This is a genomic window from Streptomyces sp. rh34 (assembly GCF_002551245.1).
GTDB lineage: Bacteria > Actinomycetota > Actinomycetes > Streptomycetales > Streptomycetaceae > Streptomyces.
The window spans coordinates 1-18,487 of record NZ_NTGZ01000152.1; the positions used below are offsets into that span (position 1 = coordinate 1).

Consider the following 18,487-nt stretch of genomic DNA (forward strand, 5'->3'; position numbering starts at 1 on the left):
CAGAGATGTGTATAAGAGACAGCCGCAGCTCCGCGCCCGTGCCCGACGCCATCAGGAAGGCCCCGTCGCCCCGGGCCCGCGCCACCCGCTCCGGAAACGCCAGCGCGGCGACGAGGCCGACGACCGCGTCGTCGGAGCGGCCGCCGTCCTTCCCGCCCGACGGGCCGCTCCCCAGCGACGACGACAGCCGCCGCACCTCCTGCTTCCAGCGCGCCGCGTACCCGTCCTGGCCCCGGCGGGCGGCCCGCAGCGCCGCCGCGAGATCATCCCCGTACTCCCTCGGCGGCTCCTCGCTCAGCAGCGCCACCACCTCCGCGGCCCGCCGCGCCCCGACCTCCCGCGCGCCGTCCAGCAGGGCCCGCGCCAGCCGGGGATGCAGCCCCAGCCGGGACATCCGTACGCCGCGCTCGGTGACCCGGCCCCCGCCGTCCACCGCGCCGATCGCGTCCAGCACCTCCCGGGCGGCGCCCATCGCCCCGGCGGGCGGCGGGTCCAGCAGCGCGAGCGAGGAGGCGCCCGGATCGCCCCAGCACGCCGCCTGGAGCGCGAACGCGGCGAGGTCGGCGACCTTGATCTCCGGGGCGGGAAAGCGCGCGAGCCGCCCGTCCTCGGCCTGGTCCCAGCACCGGTACACCGCCCCCGGGGCCTCCCGCCCCGCACGCCCGGCACGCTGCCGCCCGGCCGCCCGCGAGGCCCGTACGGTGGTCAGGGCGCTCAGCCCCCGGGCGTGGTCGGTACGGGGTTCCCGCGCGAGACCCGAGTCGACGACGACCCGCACCCCCGGCACCGTCAGCGACGACTCCGCCACCGAGGTCGCCAGGACCACCCGCCGCCCCTCGGTGGAGCCGGCCAGCACCGCGTCCTGCACGGCCGCCGGAGCCCGCCCGTGCACCTGGAGGAGCTCCGCGTCCACGCCCGCGAGCTGCCCGGCCACCCGGCCGATCTCCCCGACGCCGGGCAGGAAGCAGAGCACGTCCCCCTCCCGTTCACCGAGCGCCCGTCGCACGGTCGCCGCCACATGGGTCAGCAGCGCGGGGTCCACCCTCATCCCGTGCGGCGGCTTCACCGGACGGGCGGGCGGCGCCCAGACCACCTCCACCGGATGCGAGACCCCCTGCGCCTCGATCACCGGGGCGTCGCCGAGCAGCCGCGCCCAGCCCTCCGCGTCCGTCGTCGCGGACGCCGCCACCAGCCGCAGATCGGGCCGGATCGCCTCCCGTACGTCCAGGAGGAACGCGGCGACCGTGTCGGCGTCCAGGTGCCGCTCGTGGCACTCGTCGATGATCACCGTGTCCACCCCGGCCAGCTCCTGGTCCCGCTGGAGCCGCTGGAGCAGCACTCCGGTGGTCACGACCTCCACCACCGTGTCCCGTCCCACCACGCGCTCGCCGCGCACCGTGAAGCCGATCCGGCCGCCCGGCTGCTCGCCCAGCAGCCACGCCATCCGCCGCGCCGCAGCCCGCGCGGCGATCCGGCGCGGCTCGGCGACCACGACCCGGCGCACCGGACCCTCACCGGTCAGCCCGGCCAGCACCAGCGGGACGAGTGTCGTCTTGCCGGTGCCGGGCGGGGCGCACAGGACGGCGACGCCCCGGTCGTCGAGCGCGCGCCGCAGGGCGGGCACGGCGGTGCGGACGGGCAGTCGGTCCAGGGCTTCGGTACGGATCACGCCCCCAGTGTCGTACGGGAGCGTCCCCAGGAGTTCCGCGCGCCCCGGCCGGTCAGCGGCTCAGCCCCGCTCGCAGACGAAGATCGCCGTGCCCGGGATCAGGTTGCCGCGCAGCGGGGACCAGCCGCCCCACTCCTGGTCGTTCCACGCGGGCCATTCCGGTTCGACCAGGTCGACCAGCCGGAAACCGCCCGCCACCACGTCCCGGACCCGGTCACCCAGCGTGCGGTGGTGTTCCACATAGACGGCGTCGCCGTCCTCGTCCTGCTCCACGTAGGGGACGCGGTCGAAGTAGGAGGCGGCGACGGACAGCCCCTCGGGCCCGGGCTCGTCCGGGAACGCCCAGCGGATCGGGTGCGTCACGGAGAACACCCAGCGCCCGCCGGGCCGCAGCACCCGGTGGACCTCGCGGAAGACCCGCACGGGGTCGGCGACGAACGGCACCGCCCCGTACGCGGAGCAGGCCAGGTCGAAGGACCCGTCCCGGAACGGGAGCCGGCCCGCGTCCGCCTCGACCAGCGGGACGTCCTCGCCGATCCGCAGGGCGTGCTGGAGCTGGCGGTGGGAGAGGTCGAGCGCGACCGGGCGGGCGCCCCGGCCGGCCAGCCAGCGCGAGCACTGGGCGGCCCCGGCGCCGATCTCCAGGACGTCGAGGCCCTTGAGGGAGGCGGCGGGTCCCAGCAGGGCGGCGTCCGCCTCGTCCAGCCCTTCCGGACCCCAGACGAAGCGGTCGTCCCCCAGGAAGCCGCCGTGGTCGCTCTGGTACTCGTCGGCGTTCCGGTCCCACCAGCCACGGCTGGCCCGGCTGCTCTCCGCCTCGTCCGCCGCGCGGCGCGTGGCTTCCGGCTCAGGGGGTCCCGCTGGTTCTGCGGAGGAGGCCCCGTGGATCTCTTGGCTCATCGTGCCCGTCGTTGTAGTTTGCCTTCACCCGCCGCGCGCGGTACGTACCAGGGGGCGCACCCCGGGGGTACGGACGCGCGTCCGCGGCGCCGTGCCGTAGTGTTCTCGGGCCGATGTGGCCTCGGTGAACACGAGTTGTGCCGGAATTGGGGCGATGTGCCCCAGGTGTGCGCCTTCGCGCATTGACCCTGTCCGGCTGCCCCCGTATGCTACAAGTTGCGCTGCGAGCCTGCGCGCCTCAGACCTAGCAGGCCGCGCTCGCGTCTGTTGCATGTCCCCTCGGTTGTCGAGGCGTCTCTCCGGAAACGGATTGCGCGCTTTCCCGGCTGTCCGGCTTCTGCAGAGGCGATACGGGCTTTCGGCGTAGCAGTACCTACGACTCTCTGTCCGTACCGGAGCCCTTTCCCACATGACGAGCAGCACCGAGACCACCGCCACCACTCCGCAGGTTGCGGTCAACGACATCGGCGACGCGGACGCGTTCCTCGCGGCGATCGACGAGACGATCAAGTACTTCAACGACGGCGACATCGTTGACGGCGTCATCGTCAAGGTTGACCGGGACGAAGTTCTCCTCGACATCGGTTACAAGACCGAAGGTGTCATCCCGAGCCGCGAGCTCTCGATCAAGCACGACGTCGACCCGAACGAGGTCGTCAAGGTCGGCGACGAGATCGAGGCCCTGGTTCTCCAGAAGGAGGACAAGGAAGGCCGCCTGATTCTCTCGAAGAAGCGCGCTCAGTACGAGCGTGCTTGGGGCACCATCGAGAAGATCAAGGAAGAGGACGGCATCGTCACCGGTACCGTCATCGAGGTCGTCAAGGGTGGTCTCATCCTCGACATCGGCCTCCGTGGCTTCCTGCCGGCGTCGCTCGTCGAGATGCGTCGCGTCCGCGACCTCCAGCCCTACGTGGGCAAGGAGCTCGAGGCCAAGATCATCGAGCTGGACAAGAACCGCAACAACGTGGTCCTGTCCCGCCGTGCCTGGCTCGAGCAGACCCAGTCCGAGGTTCGCCAGACGTTCCTCACCACCCTGCAGAAGGGTCAGGTCCGCTCCGGCGTCGTCTCCTCGATCGTCAACTTCGGTGCCTTCGTGGACCTGGGTGGCGTCGACGGTCTCGTGCACGTCTCCGAGCTGTCCTGGAAGCACATCGACCACCCCTCCGAGGTTGTCGAGGTCGGCCAGGAAGTCACCGTCGAGGTCCTCGACGTCGACATGGACCGCGAGCGCGTCTCCCTGTCGCTCAAGGCGACGCAGGAAGACCCGTGGCAGCAGTTCGCCCGGACGCACCAGATCGGTCAGGTCGTCCCGGGTAAGGTCACCAAGCTCGTTCCCTTCGGTGCGTTCGTCCGCGTCGACGAGGGCATCGAGGGTCTGGTCCACATCTCCGAGCTGGCCGAGCGCCACGTGGAGATCCCGGAGCAGGTCGTCCAGGTCAACGACGAGATCTTCGTCAAGGTCATCGACATCGACCTCGAGCGTCGTCGCATCAGCCTCTCGCTGAAGCAGGCCAACGAGTCCTTCGGTGGCGACCCGGCCTCGGTCGAGTTCGACCCGACGCTGTACGGCATGGCCGCGTCGTACGACGACCAGGGCAACTACATCTACCCCGAGGGCTTCGACCCCGAGACCAACGACTGGCTCGAGGGCTTCGAGGCGCAGCGCGAGGTCTGGGAGACCCAGTACGCCGAGGCGCAGACGCGCTTCGAGCAGCACCAGGCCCAGGTCATCAAGTCCCGCGAGGCCGACGAGGCTGCTGCGGCCGAGGGCGCTGCTGCCCCGGCCGGCGCTGCTCCGGCCGCCTCCGGTGGCAGCGGTGGCGGGGGCGGCGGCTCCTACTCCTCGGAGTCGGCGGACAACTCCGGCGCCCTGGCGTCGGACGAGGCCCTTGCCGCGCTGCGCGAGAAGCTCGCGGGCGGCCAGAGCTGACGCTCTGACCCCGGCGGCTCATCGGCTGCGGTAGCTGAGAAGCGGTAAGTGAGGCCCGTCCCCTTCGGGGGGCGGGCCTCACTCGCGTTCACCGGTCGGAGCGTTCAGGGGGCGGGCGGCTACGGGGTGACGGCGATGTTGGTCAGCCCCTTGCCGCCGGTGACGGTGTTGCTCGCGTACACGGTGGTGCGGCAACCGGAGCCGTGGTTGGTGACGTTGATGGCGAGCCGCTTGTCGCCGGTGGCCCCGGAGAGGTTCGAGGCGTTGTCACGGAAGACGGTGCCGCAGCCCCAGCCGCTCTGCTGGGTGTGGGTCTCGTAGCCGTTGTTGGTGGTGCGCGAGCCCCTGTTGCCCTCGACCAGGACGTTGTTGCCCTTCACGTCGACCCAGGAATCGTCGTAGTTGGCGCCGGTCAGCCCGTCGCCGTCGAAGGTGTTGCCGATGATCCTCGCGCCGGTCGTCCCCTCCTTGATGTCGATGCTCTCGCCGCCGACACCGGGGCCGATGGTGTTGTTCAGGATCTGCGCGTTGTCGCTGCGGTCGGAGAGGCCGCCGGCCGAACCGACGTACACGCCCTCGCCCATGCCGCGTCCGTTCTGCCCGGTGTCGTAGATCCGGGAGTTCTTCAGAACGCCGTCCTTGCTGGAGCTACGGAAGTGGACGCCTTCCATGTCGAGGTCGTGCACGGTCACCGAGTCGATCACGACACCGTTGGCCGCGTCGGTCATGATGCCCTTCTGGCCACCCTTGACCGTGACGCCCCGGACGGTCCAGTACGAGGCGCCGTTCAGGTGCAGCCCGTAGCCGCCGCCCGCGGTCAGGACCGCCCTGCTGGAGCCGGTGAGAGTGATCCGCGCCCCGGAGGTGCCGGGCCGGGCGGCCTTGAAGTTCCCGGTGTACGTGCCGTCGGCGAGCCGGATCGTGTCACCGGGGGAGACGGTGGTGAGCGCCGACTTGAGCTGGGCCGCGGTGCTGACGTCGATGACCGCGGCGTTCGCGGTCCCGGCGCCGGCGAGGGTGAGACCGCCGGCGGCCAGGGCGGCGGCGAGCAGGACGGTGAGGGGGGAGCGGGTGCGCATGGGGGGTGCCTTCCCGTCGGAGGAGCTCGGATGTCTCATGCGGTTCTCCTACATGAACATGAGACGTGTGTCTGAACTTGTTGCCCAGTGACGGTAGGGACGGCGGCAGGGCGCGTCAAGGTCTGGACCAGGATCGGCGGGCGGCGCCGGCCGGGGCCGAACCGCTCGTGCGGCACGGGCGGCTGACGCTCCGTGACCCGTCCTCGCCGGGAAAGACCCGGGCGCGGGGAATGTGCGTGCCGCCGTTCGCGTTCTTCCCTAGGAACACGAGGAGGAGCGGTAACCGTGCCTGATCCGCAGAGTTTGTACGAATGGGAGCCGAAGGGCCTGGCCGTCGTCGACATGGCGCTGGCGCAGGAGTCGGCCGGCCTGGTCATGCTCTACCACTTCGACGGCTACATCGACGCGGGCGAGACCGGCGAGCAGATCGTCGACGGCCTGCTCGAAACGCTGCCGCACCAGGTCGTCGCGCGCTTCGACCACGACCGGCTCGTCGACTACCGCGCACGGCGCCCCCTGCTCACCTTCCGGCGCGACCGCTGGACGTCCTTCGAGGCCCCCACCCTGGAGGTGCGGGTGGTCCAGGACGCCACCGGAGCGACCTTCCTGCTGCTGTCGGGACCGGAGCCGGACGTGGAGTGGGAGCGGTTCGCCGCCGCCGTCGAGCAGATCGTCGAGCGCCTCGGCGTCCGGCTCGCGGTCAACTTCCACGGCATCCCGATGGGCGTCCCGCACACCCGCCCCGTCGGCCTCACCCCGCACGGCAACCGCACCGACCTGATGCCCGGCCACCGCAGCCCCTTCGACGAGGCCCAGGTGCCCGGTTCGGCCGAGGCCCTCGTCGAGTACCGGCTGATGGAGTCCGGCCACGACGTCCTCGGGGTCGCCACCCACGTCCCGCACTACGTCGCCAGGTCCTCCTACCCGGACGCGGCGCTGACCGCGCTGGAGGCGATCACCGCCGCGACCGGTCTCGTGCTGCCCGCGCTCGCGCACTCCCTGCGCACCGAGGCCCACCGCACCCAGACCGAGATCGACCGGCAGATCGGCCAGGGCGACGAGGAGCTGGTCTCCCTCGTCGAGGGCCTGGAGCACCAGTACGACGCCGTCGCCGGCTCCGAGACGCGCGGCAACCTCGTCGCCGAGCCGGTCGACCTGCCGTCCGCCGACGAGATCGGCCGCGAGTTCGAGCGCTTCCTCGCCGAGCGGGAGGGCGAGGGCTGAGCACCCTCGCCCGGCCCGTAGGCTGCGGCCCATGCTGAAAGTGGGCCTGACCGGTGGCATCGGCGCCGGCAAGAGCGAAGTGTCACGGTTGCTCGTGCAGTACGGCGCCGTCCTGATCGACTCCGACCGGATCGCCCGTGAGGTCGTCGAGCCCGGGACTCCCGGACTCGCGGCCGTCGTCGAGGAGTTCGGGCCGGGCGTCCTGACCGCCGAAGGCGCTCTGGACCGCCCGGCGCTCGGCGCGCTCGTCTTCGCCGACGCCGGGCGTCTGGCCGCGCTCAACGCGATCGTCCACCCGCTGGTCGGCGCCCGCGCGGCCGAACTGGAACGGGCGGCCCCCGAGGACGCCGTCGTCGTCCACGACGTCCCCCTCCTCACGGAGAACGGGCTCGCGCCCCTCTACGACCTGGTCGTGGTCGTCGACGCCGCCGCCGGTACCCAGCTCGAACGGCTCGTCACCCTGCGCGGAATGACGGAGTCCGACGCCCGTGCCAGGATGGCCGCACAGGCCACCCGCGACCAGCGCCGGGCAGTCGCCGACCTGATCGTGGACAACGACGGGCCGCTGGAGGCGCTGGAACCCCAGGTCCGCGCGGTCTGGGAGGAGTTGGTCCGCAGGGCCGCCGCCCGCTGAGTCCGCGTACGGGGACGCCCCGGCCGGACGTGCGGGAATACCGGCTCCCGGCCGGACGTACGGGAATACCGGCTCCTCGGCGGACGCACCGGAATACCGGCTCCTCGGCGGACGTACCGGAATACCGGCTCCTCGGCGGACGTTGGAAACCGGCGAGGGAAGGGAAGGACGCGACCGTGCCCGAAAGGAATCCGGAGACCCATGTCATCGACTTCCGTGCGGCCGAGCAACTGCTCGGAGCCCGGGACCCCCGGGGTGCCGTCAAGCTCCTCGACTCGGTGATCGCCGCGCATCCCGAGAACACCGCCGCCCGGCTGCTCCGGGCCCGCGCCTTCTTCGCCGCCGCCCAGCTGCGCCCCGCCGAGCTGGAATTCGAGCTGGTGCTGGAGCGCGAGCCGGACAACGCGTTCGCCCACTTCGCCCTGGCCCGCACCTTCGAGCGGGCCGGCCGCCCCGAGCAGGCGACCCGGCACTTCCGCCTGGCGGCGGCGCTCGACCCGAAGCCGGAGTACCTCCGGGCCGCGAAGTTCGACGAGCGGGCCTGACGGACCGGGCCGACGACGGAACCTAGGGGCGTCCGGAAGAAGGGCCCGCCCCCTTTCCGCTCCGCCGACCGCCGTCCATGCCGGGCCCCGGTCGGCGTGGGCGGCCGTCGCCGCGGTCCGGCTCGTACGGCGGGATGTCACGGCCCGGCTGGTAGTGCGGGCCCTGGCGCATGCGGTACCTGATCACGCAGAGGTCCAGGATCGCGAGCAGCAGCACCACCGCGCAGGCCGCCGCCCAGCCCGGCCGTCCGGTCAGGGAGAACGCCACCAGGCCGAAAAGGGCCCAGAGCATGCCCCACAGGCTCAGCCAGAGCCGCATCCGCAGCGGACTGCGGGCGGTCGCGGGTTCACTGCCGGTACGCATGGTGATCACCTCACTTAACCAGCATGAACCCGTCCGGCGGCGAACGGAACCGGGCACGGCGCACAGGGAGGGTCGCTACGCTGCGGGCTCTGGCGCTGACCCGGTGTGACGATCGGGGAACCGTGCTCGGCGACGGCTCGTTCGTCCTTCATGAGCGAATCACTGGTACGCGAAGGGTACGAGGGGACCGGTCCCGGAGCCATCACGCCGGACGGGTGCGCGGTCGAGCTGTATCGCAGGCTGTCCGTCGGCGAGGAGCCGGACGTGATCGCGGGCGTGGCCCCCGCCGGGGCGAGCATTCTCGAACTGGGCTGTGGGGCGGGCCGGGTGACCCATCCGCTGGTGCGGCGCGGATTCAGGGTGACGGCGGTGGACGAGTCACCGGAGATGCTGGAACAGATCGTCGGGGCGCGCGGGGTGCGGAGCTCCATCGAGTCCCTGGACCTGGGCGGCGAGCGGTTCGACGTGGTGCTGCTCGGTTCCTTCCTGGTCCACGCGGGCGAGCACCGGGTGCGCGACGGGATGCTGCGCGTCTGCCGCGACCATGTGCGGGACGACGGGATCGTCCTCGTCCAGCGCGAAGGGGCGGCGCACCGCTCGGAGCTGCCGTGGGAGCGGACCGACCCGTCCGGCGGTCTGATCCGGATCGTCTCCGCGGATCCGGTGGGCGACGGAGTGCGCTCGGTGCGCGCGGAGTATCACTTCGACGACGCGCGGTGGACGCAGACCTTCCTGTCGCGGGAGCTGTCCGACGAGGACCTCACCCGGCATCTGGCGACGGCCGGACTCACGCTGGACCGCACCCTCACCGACGACGGCACCTGGCTGCTGGCCCGACCCGTGGTCTGACCGGCCGCGGCCGGCCGGCGCCCGCCGTGCCCGCCCCTGTCGCTCAGTGCGCGAAGCGGTGTCAGTGCACGAAGCGGTAACTGCGCCACGGCCCGCTGCCCGGCGCCGTCACATCGCTGAACCTGGTCGGCACGTACGTCGTCTTGCCGCCCGTGCAGTCACGTGTGCGGTACAGGATGACGTCGACCAGCGTCCCGTTCTCCACCTCGTGGGCTCCCGCCGGGGCGATCCGATGGCAGCCGCGTACGGGCGGGCTGTTCACCTGCAGCACCGCTTCGCGCTCCGTCGTGTACGTCACCGGGCCCACCGCGGTGCGGCCGAGCCCGGAGCAGCCCGAGACGGCGAGGGCGAGGAGCGAGGCCCCGGCGGCGATCCCGAGGCGGCGTCGGCGGCGGGGAACGGTGGCGGTCACGGACATGGGCGGGTCCTCGTCTGCTCGTCCGGCGCTCGTCCGGCGATTCGGTACGTCGGAACGACGTGCTGGCGCTGGCCACCCTGCCCGCCCGGGGGCGGCCCGGCATCCGGTGCGCGGCTGACCGGGCGAGCCGCGGTGCGACGGAGGTTCGCCTTACCACCAAATGGGGCAATAATGAATAAAAGGCGCTATGCCGTAAAGAGTGTTCCGCGGTCACACAGGTGTCCGCTCCCCTTCCTCCCAGGGGGCCGTCATGGTTCAGGAACTGGTGATCGCCCTGGTGGCGGTGGTCGGCGCAGGGGTGCTGTACGTGGCCTCGGCGGCGCGGGTGATCCGGCAGTACGAGCGCGGTGTTGTGCTGCGGCTCGGCAGGCTGCGGAAGGACGTGCGGCTGCCGGGCTTCACGCTGGTCGTGCCGGTGGTCGACCGGCTGCACAAGGTCAACATGCAGATCGTCACCATGCCGGTGCCCGCCCAGGACGGCATCACCCGGGACAACGTCACCGTCCGCGTGGACGCGGTCATCTACTTCAAGGTGGTCGACCCGACGAACGCCGTCATCGCGGTGGAGGACTACCGGTTCGCCGTCTCGCAGATGGCCCAGACCTCGCTCCGGTCGATCATCGGCAAGAGCGACCTGGACGATCTGCTGTCCAACCGCGAGAAGCTCAACCAGGGGCTGGAGGTCATGATCGACAGCCCGGCGGTCAGCTGGGGCGTGCAGATCGACCGGGTCGAGATCAAGGACGTCTCCCTGCCGGAGACCATGAAGCGGTCCATGGCCCGCCAGGCCGAGGCCGACCGGGAGCGGCGCGCCAGGGTGATCAACGCCGACGCGGAGCTCCAGGCCTCGAAGAAGCTGGCACAGGCGGCGGGCGAGATGTCCGCCCAGCCCGCGGCGCTCCAGCTGAGGCTGCTGCAGACCGTGGTCGCCGTCGCGGCGGAGAAGAACTCCACGCTGGTGCTGCCCTTCCCGGTGGAGCTGCTCCGGTTCCTGGAGCGCGCGCAGCAGCCGGCGGTGGAGGAGACGGACGCGGGCCGGACGGGGCGGCAGCCGTCGGTGAACGGCGGCGCCGCGCAGCTGCCGTCATCCGTGGAGAACGGATCACCGCTTCCGGAGGCGGAGGCGCGGCTTCCCGAAACGCGGACCTCCGAAGAACCGGCCGCACCGCCGCCCCCGGCGGCACCGCCCCCGGCGGCACCGCCCCCGGCGGCACCGTCCCCGTCGGAGCAGCCGTTCGCCCATCACTGAGCGTGTCGGCCCGCGCGCGGAGCAGGACGCCCGCCCACCCAATTCCAACGCCGCTGACCTGGAGTGATGCGGCGGGCGTCAGCGGTGTCAGACCGCCCGCCTAGACTCGCGGAGTCAGCACATTCCGTGCCGGCGCAGACCGTGGATCAGGTGGGAGGGGGTGGGGGACATGACCGCACGGGCCCGAGAGGGCGCGCAGCGGGACACCGAGGCCACGCCCCGGACCGCCGACGCCGCCCGACTGCTGCGCTGCGCGGCGGTCTTCCTGCCCGGCCCGGTGCCCAGGGATGGTCGCGTCGCCTTCTGGGACCCGCTCGCGGACGCCGGTCCGTGGCTCGACGACGGCGCGCAGGGAGGGAGCGGGACGTCCTTCGCGTACGTGGAGACCCCCAACCACCCCGACTCCGTTCCGTACACCGCAGCCCGGCTCACGGTGGTCCGGCCGGACCCGGCGGCGGGCCCCGGGAGCGTCCGCGCTGTGGTGACGCCCGTGGCGCTGCTGTCCGTGGCCGACGCGCTGCCCCTGCTCGTCCGGGCACGTCACCAGGGATCCGCCCACCCCGCCACGCGCTGCTGGGGCGCGGCCGCTCTGCACGCCCTTCGGCTCGTCGCCCGCGGCCGGCTCCTCCCCGGACTCACGGCGGACGGTCACGACGCCTGGCGGGCGGGCCCGAGGGACGCCGAGGACGTCGCGCATCTGCGGGCGGTCGCCGCCGCCCTGCCGCCCGAGGGGCACGCGACGCCGGTTCCCGGTTCCGGGCCGCCCCGGCTCCCCGACCCCGAGGCCCTGATCGGTGCGTTCCTGGACGCCGTCGCCGACACGCTGCCACGCACGCCCGCCGCCGCGTTCGCGATGGGCGCGCCGTTCGCCGCGCACGAGCCCCAGCATCTGCCCCACGCCGCGGCCTGGGCCGTGGAGGTCGCCTCGGGCCTGGACGCGGGCGTGCGGGTCTCGCTGCGCCTGGACCTCTCCGCGTACGAACTGTTCGACACCGCCGACACCTACGCGGTCACGGCCGCCGGGGAGGCGGCGGAGACCGCCGACGGATCCACGCCGCCGGAGCATCCGGACGACCCGGCGGTCCGGCACGCCGCCGCTGCCGTCGTCCAGGTCCACAGCCTCGCCGACCCGACCTACGTGGTGGACGCGGCCGCTCTGTGGAACGGCGGGGCGGGCGAGCCGTTCGGGCCGCGTGCCCGGGTCGACGCGGTGCTGGCGCTGCGCCGCGCCGCCCGCGTCTGGGCCCCGCTGGAACGGCTGCTGGGGCAGCCCGTCCCCGATGTGCTCGCCATCACCGAGGACGAGCTGTACGAGCTGCTGAGCGACGCGGGATCCCGGCTGGCCGGCGCCGGGGTCGAGGTGCACTGGCCGCGCGAGCTGGCGCGGTCCCTCACCGCGACCGCCGTCGTGCGGCCCGCGCCCGGATCGGCCACCGACGGCACGTCCTTCTTCGACGCCGAGCACCTCTTCGCCTTCGACTGGCAGCTGTCGCTGGGGGAGGAGCGGCTGACCGAGGCCGAGATGGACACCCTGGCCGAGGCCCACCGCCCGGTGGTGCGGCTGCGCGACCAGTGGGTGGTCGTCGACCCCGCTCTCGTACGCAAGGCGCGCAAGCGGGAGCTGGGGCTCCTGGACCCGGTGGACGCGCTCGCCGTCGCCCTCACCGGCAGCGCGGAGGTGGACGGCGAGCGGGTGGACGCCGTCCCCGCCGGGGCGCTGGCCGTCCTCCGCACGCGGATCCTCAGCCAGGACACCACGATCGCCCCTCCGCCCGGCCTCGACGCGACGCTGCGCGACTATCAACTGCGCGGCCTGGCCTGGCTGGACCGGATGACCTCGCTCGGGCTCGGCGGCTGCCTCGCCGACGACATGGGCCTCGGCAAGACGATCACCCTCATCGCCCTCCATCTGCACCGGGCGCACCCCTCGCCCACCCTGGTGGTCTGCCCCGCCTCCCTCCTCGGCAACTGGCACCGCGAGATCAACCGCTTCGCCCCCGGCGTCCCCGTGCGCCGCTTCCACGGCACGGACCGCACCCTGAGCGACCCGGACGGCGGCTTCGTCCTCACCACCTACGGGACGATGCGCTCCAGCGCTCCCCAACTCGCCGAGCAGAGCTGGGGCCTGGTCGTCGCCGACGAGGCGCAGCACGTCAAGAATCCGCACTCCTCCACCGCCAAGGCGCTGCGCACGATCCCCGCCCCGGCCCGGGTCGCCCTCACCGGCACCCCCGTCGAGAACAACCTCTCCGAGCTCTGGGCGCTCCTCGACTGGACCACACCCGGCCTGCTCGGCCCGCTCAAGGCGTTCCGGGCCCGGCACGCCCGGATCGTGGAGAACACCGGCACCGCCGCGGGCCTGGGCAACGAGGAGGCGGTGGAGCGGCTGTCCCGGCTGGTGCGGCCCTTCCTCCTGCGGCGCAAGAAGTCCGATCCCGGCATCGCCCCCGAGCTGCCGCCCAAGACGGAGACCGACCACCCCGTCTCCCTCACCCGTGAGCAGGCCACGCTCTACGAGGCGGCCGTCCGCGAGACGATGGCGCAGATCGAGGCGGCGGAGGGCATCGCCCGCCGGGGTCTCGTCATGAAGCTGCTGACCTCGCTCAAGCAGATCTGCAACCACCCGGCCCAGTATCTGAAGGAGGATCCCACCCGGCTCACGGGCCGCTCGGGCAAGCTCGCGCTGCTCGACGAGCTGCTCGACACGATCCTCTCCGAGGACGGCTCGGTCCTGATCTTCACCCAGTACGTGACGATGGCGAAGCTCCTCTCCGCGCACCTCGCCTCCCGTTCGATCCCCTCCCAGCTCCTCCACGGCGGTACGCCGGTGGCCGAGCGGGAGCGAATGGTGGACCGCTTCCAGTCCGCCGAGGTCCCCGTCTTCCTGCTCTCCCTCAAGGCGGCCGGCACCGGACTGAATCTGACCCGCGCCGCCCACGTCGTCCACTTCGACCGCTGGTGGAACCCCGCCGTGGAGGAGCAGGCCACCGACCGGGCGTACCGGATCGGCCAGACCCAGCCCGTGCAGGTCCACCGGATCATCGCGGAGGGCACGGTGGAGGACCGGATCGCCGAGCTGCTGGAGTCCAAGCGGGTCCTGGCCGACGCGGTGCTCGGCAGCGGCGAGAGCGCCCTGACCGAGCTCAGCGACCGTGACCTGGCCGACCTCGTATCGCTGCGGAGGCCCGCATGAGCCCGCGCCCGACCACCGGCCCCGCCGCCCGGCGATCGGCCCCCCGCGCCCGGCCCGGCCCGGACGATCTGCGGCGCACCTTCGAGGCGGTGCCCGCCCGCACCTCCGCCGAGGGGGAGCCCTTCGCGGGCAGTTGGTGGGGCCGGGCCTGGGTGGACGCGCTGGAGTCGCTGTCGATGGACGAGGCCCGCCTCGCCCGCGGCCGTCACTACGCCGACGACGGCCAGGTCGCCGCGATCACCGTCACCCCCGGCCGCGTCGTCGCCTATGTGCACGGCAGCCGGGCCCGCCCCTACCGCGCCGAGCTGCGGCTGCGCACCTTCACCGACCCCGGCTGGGAGACCCTGCTCGACGCGGTCGCCGCCCACCCCGGCCACCTGTCCGCACTGCTGGCCAAGGAGATGCCGCACTCCCTGGCCCACACCGCCGAGGAGGCCGGTGTCCGGCTGCTGCCCGCCGCCGACGACCTCGACCCGAGCTGCACCTGCCCCGACCACGGGCGGCCCTGCAAACACGTCGCCGCCCTCTGCTTCCAGACGGCCCTGCTGCTCGACAGCGACCCGTTCGTCCTGCTGCTGATGCGGGGCCGGGGCGAGCGCGAGCTGCTGGACGAGCTGGGCCGGCGCAACGCCGAGCACTCCGCCCGCGAGCGCCCCGCCGCCCCCGACGTTCCGTCGGTCGGGGCCCGGGAGGCCTTCGCCGCCCGCTTCCTGCCGCCGCTCCCGGCACCCCTGCCCGTGCCACCGCATCCCGGCCAGCCACCGTCGTATCCCGATCTGCCCGGCGCCCGCGACCCGCTGGCCCTGGACCACCTCGCCACCGACGCCGCGGCCCGCGCCCACGCCCTGCTGACCACGGGCCGTGATCCGCTCGCCGGGCTCACCCCGTGGCAGGACGCGGTCCGCCTCGCCGCCGCACAGCGGACCGCCGGGCTCACCGCCACCACCCGCGCGCTCTACCGGGAGCTGGCCTACGCCACCGGCCGCACCACCACCGACCTCGCCCGAGCCGTCGCCGCCTGGCGACAGGGCGATGCCGAGGGCCTCGCGGTCCTGGAGACGCCCTGGGACCCGCCGGCCGGCCCCTTCGACCGGGCCAGGCCCGCCCTCGCCGCCGCCGACTTCCCGCGCTTCGCACCCTGGCGCAACCACCTCACCCACCCGGACGGTTCGCTCCAGCTCCGCTTCGGCCACGACCACCGGTGGTACGGCTACGAATCCGACCCCGGCGCCGACGACTGGTGGCCGCGCGCCGCCCCGCACCCCGACCCGGTGTCCGCCCTCGAAGCCCTGCTGGCCGGCGACTCCGCCCCGGACACCGCCGGGGCCGATCCCCTGTACGTACGGTAAAACCCTTGGCCGACGGGGAGTTGCCCCTGTTAGCGTCCTCGACGTGGCGAAACTCAATCAGATCATCGCAGTGGAGAAGGGCGTCAAGTCCAAGGCACACCAGGACCTGACGGCGGCTCATCACGGCCTCCAGAAGACCGGACTGCTGGCCGGGATCTCCCGGACCTACCAGCCCAAGGACGAGGAGGGCGAACAGCTTCCGCCCGAGTCGACGCTCGTCCAGGTCAAGGCCGAGGACGTGTTGCGGGAGACCGCGGTCACCCTGACCCGGCTCTTCGATGTGACCGCCACGAAGGACTGGGCGAACTGCTCGGCCAGGGCCGATGTGTCGGTCGACGGCCGGGTGCTGGTGAGCGAGGTGCCGGTGTCGTATCTGCTCTTCCTGGAGAAGCAGCTGACCGACCTCAACACCTTCGTCCGCAAGCTGCCCGTGCTGGACGCGGCCGAGGCCTGGGTGCAGGACCCGTCGACCGACTCCTGGAAGACCGAGCCGGTCCGCACGGTCCGCACGAAGAAGGTGCCCCGCAACCACGTGAAGGCGGAGGCCACCGAGAAGCACCCGGCGCAGGTCGAGGTGTACTACGAGGACATCCCGATCGGGTACTGGACGACGGTCAAGTTCTCCGGGGCGCTTCCGGCGCGACGCGTCAACGAACTGCTGGACCGGATCGAGAAGCTCCAGCAGGCAGTGAAGTTCGCCCGCGAGGAGGCCAACGGCGCGGACGTCGCCGACCAGCGAGTGGGTGATGCGGTATTCGGTTACCTCTTCGGGTAACCGACCATGGATTCCCCGGCCGCCGTCTCCGGTGGCCGGGGTGCGCGAGGAGCGCAAGCTGAAACTGAAGCTTGTCGTGAAGGCGCGGTTCCCGTGGAGGTTCGACTCCTCCCTCCGGCACGGGCCGGAGTAGCCCAAGCAGGCAGAGGCAGACCGCCGTCAATCTCAGACTCTTGCTCCAGACTCAGCATTCGCCGCCGATCGCCGGATCGAACGGGCCCGGGCCCGCGCGCGTCGAAATGCCGGTTCAAGTCCGGCCCGCAGAGCTTCGATCTGCGGTGGTCCAAAGGCAGGACGCGACGACATCAGACTGACCCGGATCCTTAAACGTGCCGGCGTGCCCGATGGGCGGCACACTCAGGGCCCGGAGGCCGGCTACGCCTCCGGGCCCGCTCCCGTTCCAGGGGGGGGCGGGGCCCCGGGCCACGGATGCGCGGGGCCTACAGGGCACAATGCGGGACGTGCGAGGTACAGACGTGCGAGACACAGGCGACGCGCAGGGCACAGCCGCCGGGCTGCGGGCGATCTGTGACGAGGTGTCGGACCGCTTCTACGAGCGGGCCGACGTGGTGCGCACGCTCGTGGTGGCGCTGCTCGCCGGGCAGCACTCGCTGGTGCTCGGCCCGCCCGGAACGGCGAAGTCCGAGATCGCCCGGGAGCTCACCGGAAGGGTCGAGGGGGCGGCCTACTGGGAGATCCTCCTGTCGAAGTTCACCGCGCCGACGAGGATGTTCGGTCCCGTCGACGTCGCCGCGCTGGCCCGCGGGGAGTACCGCCAGGTGTACGAGGGCCGCGCCACGACCGCGCACGTCGCGTTCATCGACGAGATCTTCAAGTGCTCCACGGCGGCGCTGAACGAGACCCTGGGCTACCTCAACGAGCGGATCTACCACCCCGAGAGCGGCGGCGAACCGATTCGCTGCCCGCTGATCGGCGCCATCACGGCGAGCAACGAACTGCCGACCGGACAGGACACGGCCGCGATCTACGACCGGCTGCTGGTGCGGATCGAGGTCGGATACCTGGCGGACCCGTCGAACTTCGCCGCGTTGATCCGCTCCGCCGTCAGCCGGCCGGCGGCACCGGTCCGTACCACCGTCGAGCTGGCCGCGTTGCAGCACGCGGTGACCGTATCCGTCCCGGCCGTGGACGTCCCCGACGCCGTCGTGGACGCCGTGTGCGCGCTGCGGGCGGCCCTGCGCCGCAAGGAACTCGTCGCCTCCGACCGCCGCTGGCGGCAGGCGGTGGGGCTGCTCCAGGCCTCCGCGTACCTCGACGGACGCCCGGCGGTCGCCGAGACCGACCTGTCCGTGCTCACCCACGTCCTGTGGGACTCCCCGGCCCAGCGCCCCACCGTCGAGCGCGAGGTACTGCACCTGGTCAACCCCGACGCCAAGGAGGCGCTCGACCTGGCCGACGCCCTCGACGAGCTGGAGGCACAGCTCGACGCCATGGCGGGGCAGTCCCGCGAGGCACTGAGCGACTGGGTCATCAAGAAGGCCCACAACAGGCTCGCCACGGCGGGCAAGCGGCTGGAGAGGCTGCGCGCCGAGGCGGCGGGCGCCGGCCGCTCCACCGCCGCCATCGACCGGGTCGCCGGCCGTCAGCGCGCCGTCCGCGCCCGCGTTCTCACCGAGGCGCTCGGCATGGACGAGAGCATGGTCAGGGCCCAGCTCTGAACGCCGGGAGGAACACCGGCACGGGCAGGTTGCCGGCCGGGCTCGACCAACTGGCGGGCCGGGCCCGGACCTGGCTCGGGCACTCCACCGCCGAGCGGTGCGCCGGGGCCGTCGTCGCGGACCGGTTCGAACGGCTCACCTGGCGCGACACCTGCGAACAGTCCGAAGGACTGCGCGAGCTGGCCCAGGTACTGGGCGAGCATCACGACCACGCCGGTGACCTCCTGGCCGATGTGTTCCTGTCCGCCTACAAGGCCGGCCTCCGACTGCGCGAGCGTGCGGAGATGGACCCCTCGCGGCTGGTCAACCACGAGATCGTCACCGCCTTGGTGGAGTCTCCCGACTTCGCCGCCCTGCGCCGGGAAACCGTCGGGGACCCGTACGCCGCCGCCATGGCCGTCCTCGCCCAGTCCGGCGCCCTGCGCAGGATGCTGGAACGCTCCGAGGACGCACAGTGGCAGGCCGAGCAGGCGGCGAACGCCCGCCAGGACGCCGAGAACGCGGCGACCGCCGTGGCCGGCGCGCTCCAGCGGGCCGCCGAGGAGACCGATGCGGACGGCGACGTACCGGCCTCGGCCGCCGACGCCGTCCGCCGGGCGATCGAGGCCGCCGAGGCGGCCGGGCGCACAG

General features: G+C 72.7%; 15 protein-coding genes and 2 pseudogenes. 12 read left to right on the forward strand and 5 right to left on the reverse strand.

Annotated elements, in window-relative coordinates:
- The coding region (locus CR470_RS24535; RefSeq protein ID WP_107489495.1) for a helicase-related protein at positions 1-1,669 on the reverse strand (1,669 nt) is incomplete at its 3' end.
- A 60-nt stretch (positions 1,670-1,729) separates the two neighbouring features.
- Positions 1,730-2,569, reverse strand: coding sequence for a class I SAM-dependent methyltransferase (locus CR470_RS24540; protein ID WP_097869706.1), 840 nt, complete (start codon positions 2,567-2,569; stop codon positions 1,730-1,732).
- A 409-nt stretch (positions 2,570-2,978) separates the two neighbouring features.
- Between CR470_RS24540 and rpsA the strand changes: the two genes are divergently transcribed.
- Positions 2,979-4,499 (forward strand): 30S ribosomal protein S1, encoded by a 1,521-nt coding sequence (gene rpsA, locus CR470_RS24545; RefSeq protein ID WP_024493912.1) that lies wholly within the window; start codon positions 2,979-2,981, stop codon positions 4,497-4,499.
- Between the two features lie 119 nt (positions 4,500-4,618).
- On the opposite strand, the gene CR470_RS24550 is transcribed toward rpsA, so the two are convergent.
- Positions 4,619-5,578, reverse strand: a complete 960-nt coding sequence (locus tag CR470_RS24550; protein WP_097869707.1) for a right-handed parallel beta-helix repeat-containing protein — start codon at positions 5,576-5,578, stop codon at positions 4,619-4,621.
- A 285-nt stretch (positions 5,579-5,863) separates the two neighbouring features.
- Between CR470_RS24550 and CR470_RS24555 the strand changes: the two genes are divergently transcribed.
- The 3 genes from CR470_RS24555 to CR470_RS24565 all read left to right on the forward strand — a co-directional run bounded on the left by CR470_RS24555 (position 5,864) and on the right by CR470_RS24565 (position 7,981).
- Positions 5,864-6,802 carry a PAC2 family protein gene (locus CR470_RS24555; protein WP_097869708.1) on the forward strand — a complete coding sequence of 313 codons (939 nt, stop codon included), beginning with the start codon at positions 5,864-5,866 and terminating at the stop codon, positions 6,800-6,802.
- Between the two features lie 31 nt (positions 6,803-6,833).
- Complete coding sequence (coaE, locus tag CR470_RS24560; RefSeq protein WP_097869709.1) at positions 6,834-7,436, forward strand: dephospho-CoA kinase; 603 nt, start codon at positions 6,834-6,836, stop codon at positions 7,434-7,436.
- 176 nt (positions 7,437-7,612) lie between these two features.
- A complete protein-coding gene (locus CR470_RS24565; protein WP_097869710.1) occupies positions 7,613-7,981 on the forward strand; it encodes a tetratricopeptide repeat protein in 369 nt (122 codons plus the stop codon).
- 22 nt (positions 7,982-8,003) lie between these two features.
- Here the strand turns inward: CR470_RS24565 and CR470_RS24570 are convergent, their stop codons facing one another.
- Complete coding sequence (locus CR470_RS24570) at positions 8,004-8,345, reverse strand: DUF6343 family protein (protein WP_097869711.1); 342 nt, start codon at positions 8,343-8,345, stop codon at positions 8,004-8,006.
- A gap of 150 nt (positions 8,346-8,495) precedes the next feature.
- Here CR470_RS24570 and CR470_RS24575 point away from each other — a divergent pair, with 150 nt between their 5' ends.
- Positions 8,496-9,194, forward strand: coding sequence for a class I SAM-dependent methyltransferase (locus CR470_RS24575; RefSeq protein WP_097869712.1), 699 nt, complete (start codon positions 8,496-8,498; stop codon positions 9,192-9,194).
- A gap of 61 nt (positions 9,195-9,255) precedes the next feature.
- Here the strand turns inward: CR470_RS24575 and CR470_RS24580 are convergent, their stop codons facing one another.
- Positions 9,256-9,612 carry a hypothetical protein gene (locus tag CR470_RS24580; protein WP_097869713.1) on the reverse strand — a complete coding sequence of 119 codons (357 nt, stop codon included), beginning with the start codon at positions 9,610-9,612 and terminating at the stop codon, positions 9,256-9,258.
- A 250-nt stretch (positions 9,613-9,862) separates the two neighbouring features.
- On the opposite strand from CR470_RS24580, the gene CR470_RS24585 reads away from it, so the two are divergent.
- The 7 genes and pseudogenes from CR470_RS24585 to CR470_RS39725 form a co-directional block, all read left to right on the forward strand.
- Complete coding sequence (locus tag CR470_RS24585; protein WP_097869714.1) at positions 9,863-10,861, forward strand: slipin family protein; 999 nt, start codon at positions 9,863-9,865, stop codon at positions 10,859-10,861.
- Between the two features lie 169 nt (positions 10,862-11,030).
- Positions 11,031-14,054, forward strand: coding sequence for a DEAD/DEAH box helicase (locus CR470_RS24590; protein WP_097869718.1), 3,024 nt, complete (start codon positions 11,031-11,033; stop codon positions 14,052-14,054).
- The gene (locus CR470_RS24595; protein ID WP_097869715.1) at positions 14,051-15,403 is read left to right on the forward strand and encodes an SWIM zinc finger family protein; all 1,353 of its coding nucleotides are present in this window, start codon (positions 14,051-14,053) and stop codon (positions 15,401-15,403) included. Before CR470_RS24590 ends, CR470_RS24595 begins: the two co-directional genes overlap by 4 nt.
- Positions 15,404-15,446: 43 nt before the next feature.
- Positions 15,447-16,178, forward strand: a complete 732-nt coding sequence (locus CR470_RS24600; RefSeq protein WP_097869716.1) for a DUF7873 family protein — start codon at positions 15,447-15,449, stop codon at positions 16,176-16,178.
- A 34-nt stretch (positions 16,179-16,212) separates the two neighbouring features.
- A pseudogene (locus CR470_RS39720) lies at positions 16,213-16,298 on the forward strand.
- A 332-nt stretch (positions 16,299-16,630) separates the two neighbouring features.
- Positions 16,631-17,857, forward strand: coding sequence for an AAA family ATPase (locus CR470_RS24605; RefSeq protein ID WP_097869717.1), 1,227 nt, complete (start codon positions 16,631-16,633; stop codon positions 17,855-17,857).
- 29 nt (positions 17,858-17,886) lie between these two features.
- Positions 17,887-18,487: pseudogene (locus CR470_RS39725) on the forward strand (hypothetical protein); the annotation flags it as partial.

Excerpts from the sequence above, each read along its gene's own strand:
- CR470_RS24540 (WP_097869706.1), bottom strand. The coding sequence starts at position 2,569 with ATGAGCCAAGAGATCCACGGGGCCTCCTCCGCAGAACCAGCGGGACCC.
- rpsA (WP_024493912.1), top strand. The coding sequence starts at position 2,979 with ATGACGAGCAGCACCGAGACCACCGCCACCACTCCGCAGGTTGCGGTC.
- CR470_RS24550 (WP_097869707.1), bottom strand. The coding sequence starts at position 5,578 with ATGCGCACCCGCTCCCCCCTCACCGTCCTGCTCGCCGCCGCCCTGGCC.
- coaE (WP_097869709.1), top strand. The coding sequence starts at position 6,834 with ATGCTGAAAGTGGGCCTGACCGGTGGCATCGGCGCCGGCAAGAGCGAA.
- CR470_RS24570 (WP_097869711.1), bottom strand. The coding sequence starts at position 8,345 with ATGCGTACCGGCAGTGAACCCGCGACCGCCCGCAGTCCGCTGCGGATG.
- CR470_RS24575 (WP_097869712.1), top strand. The coding sequence starts at position 8,496 with ATGAGCGAATCACTGGTACGCGAAGGGTACGAGGGGACCGGTCCCGGA.
- CR470_RS24580 (WP_097869713.1), bottom strand. The coding sequence starts at position 9,612 with ATGTCCGTGACCGCCACCGTTCCCCGCCGCCGACGCCGCCTCGGGATC.
- CR470_RS24585 (WP_097869714.1), top strand. The coding sequence starts at position 9,863 with ATGGTTCAGGAACTGGTGATCGCCCTGGTGGCGGTGGTCGGCGCAGGG.
- CR470_RS24590 (WP_097869718.1), top strand. The coding sequence starts at position 11,031 with ATGACCGCACGGGCCCGAGAGGGCGCGCAGCGGGACACCGAGGCCACG.
- CR470_RS24595 (WP_097869715.1), top strand. The coding sequence starts at position 14,051 with ATGAGCCCGCGCCCGACCACCGGCCCCGCCGCCCGGCGATCGGCCCCC.
- CR470_RS24605 (WP_097869717.1), top strand. The coding sequence starts at position 16,631 with ATGCGGGACGTGCGAGGTACAGACGTGCGAGACACAGGCGACGCGCAG.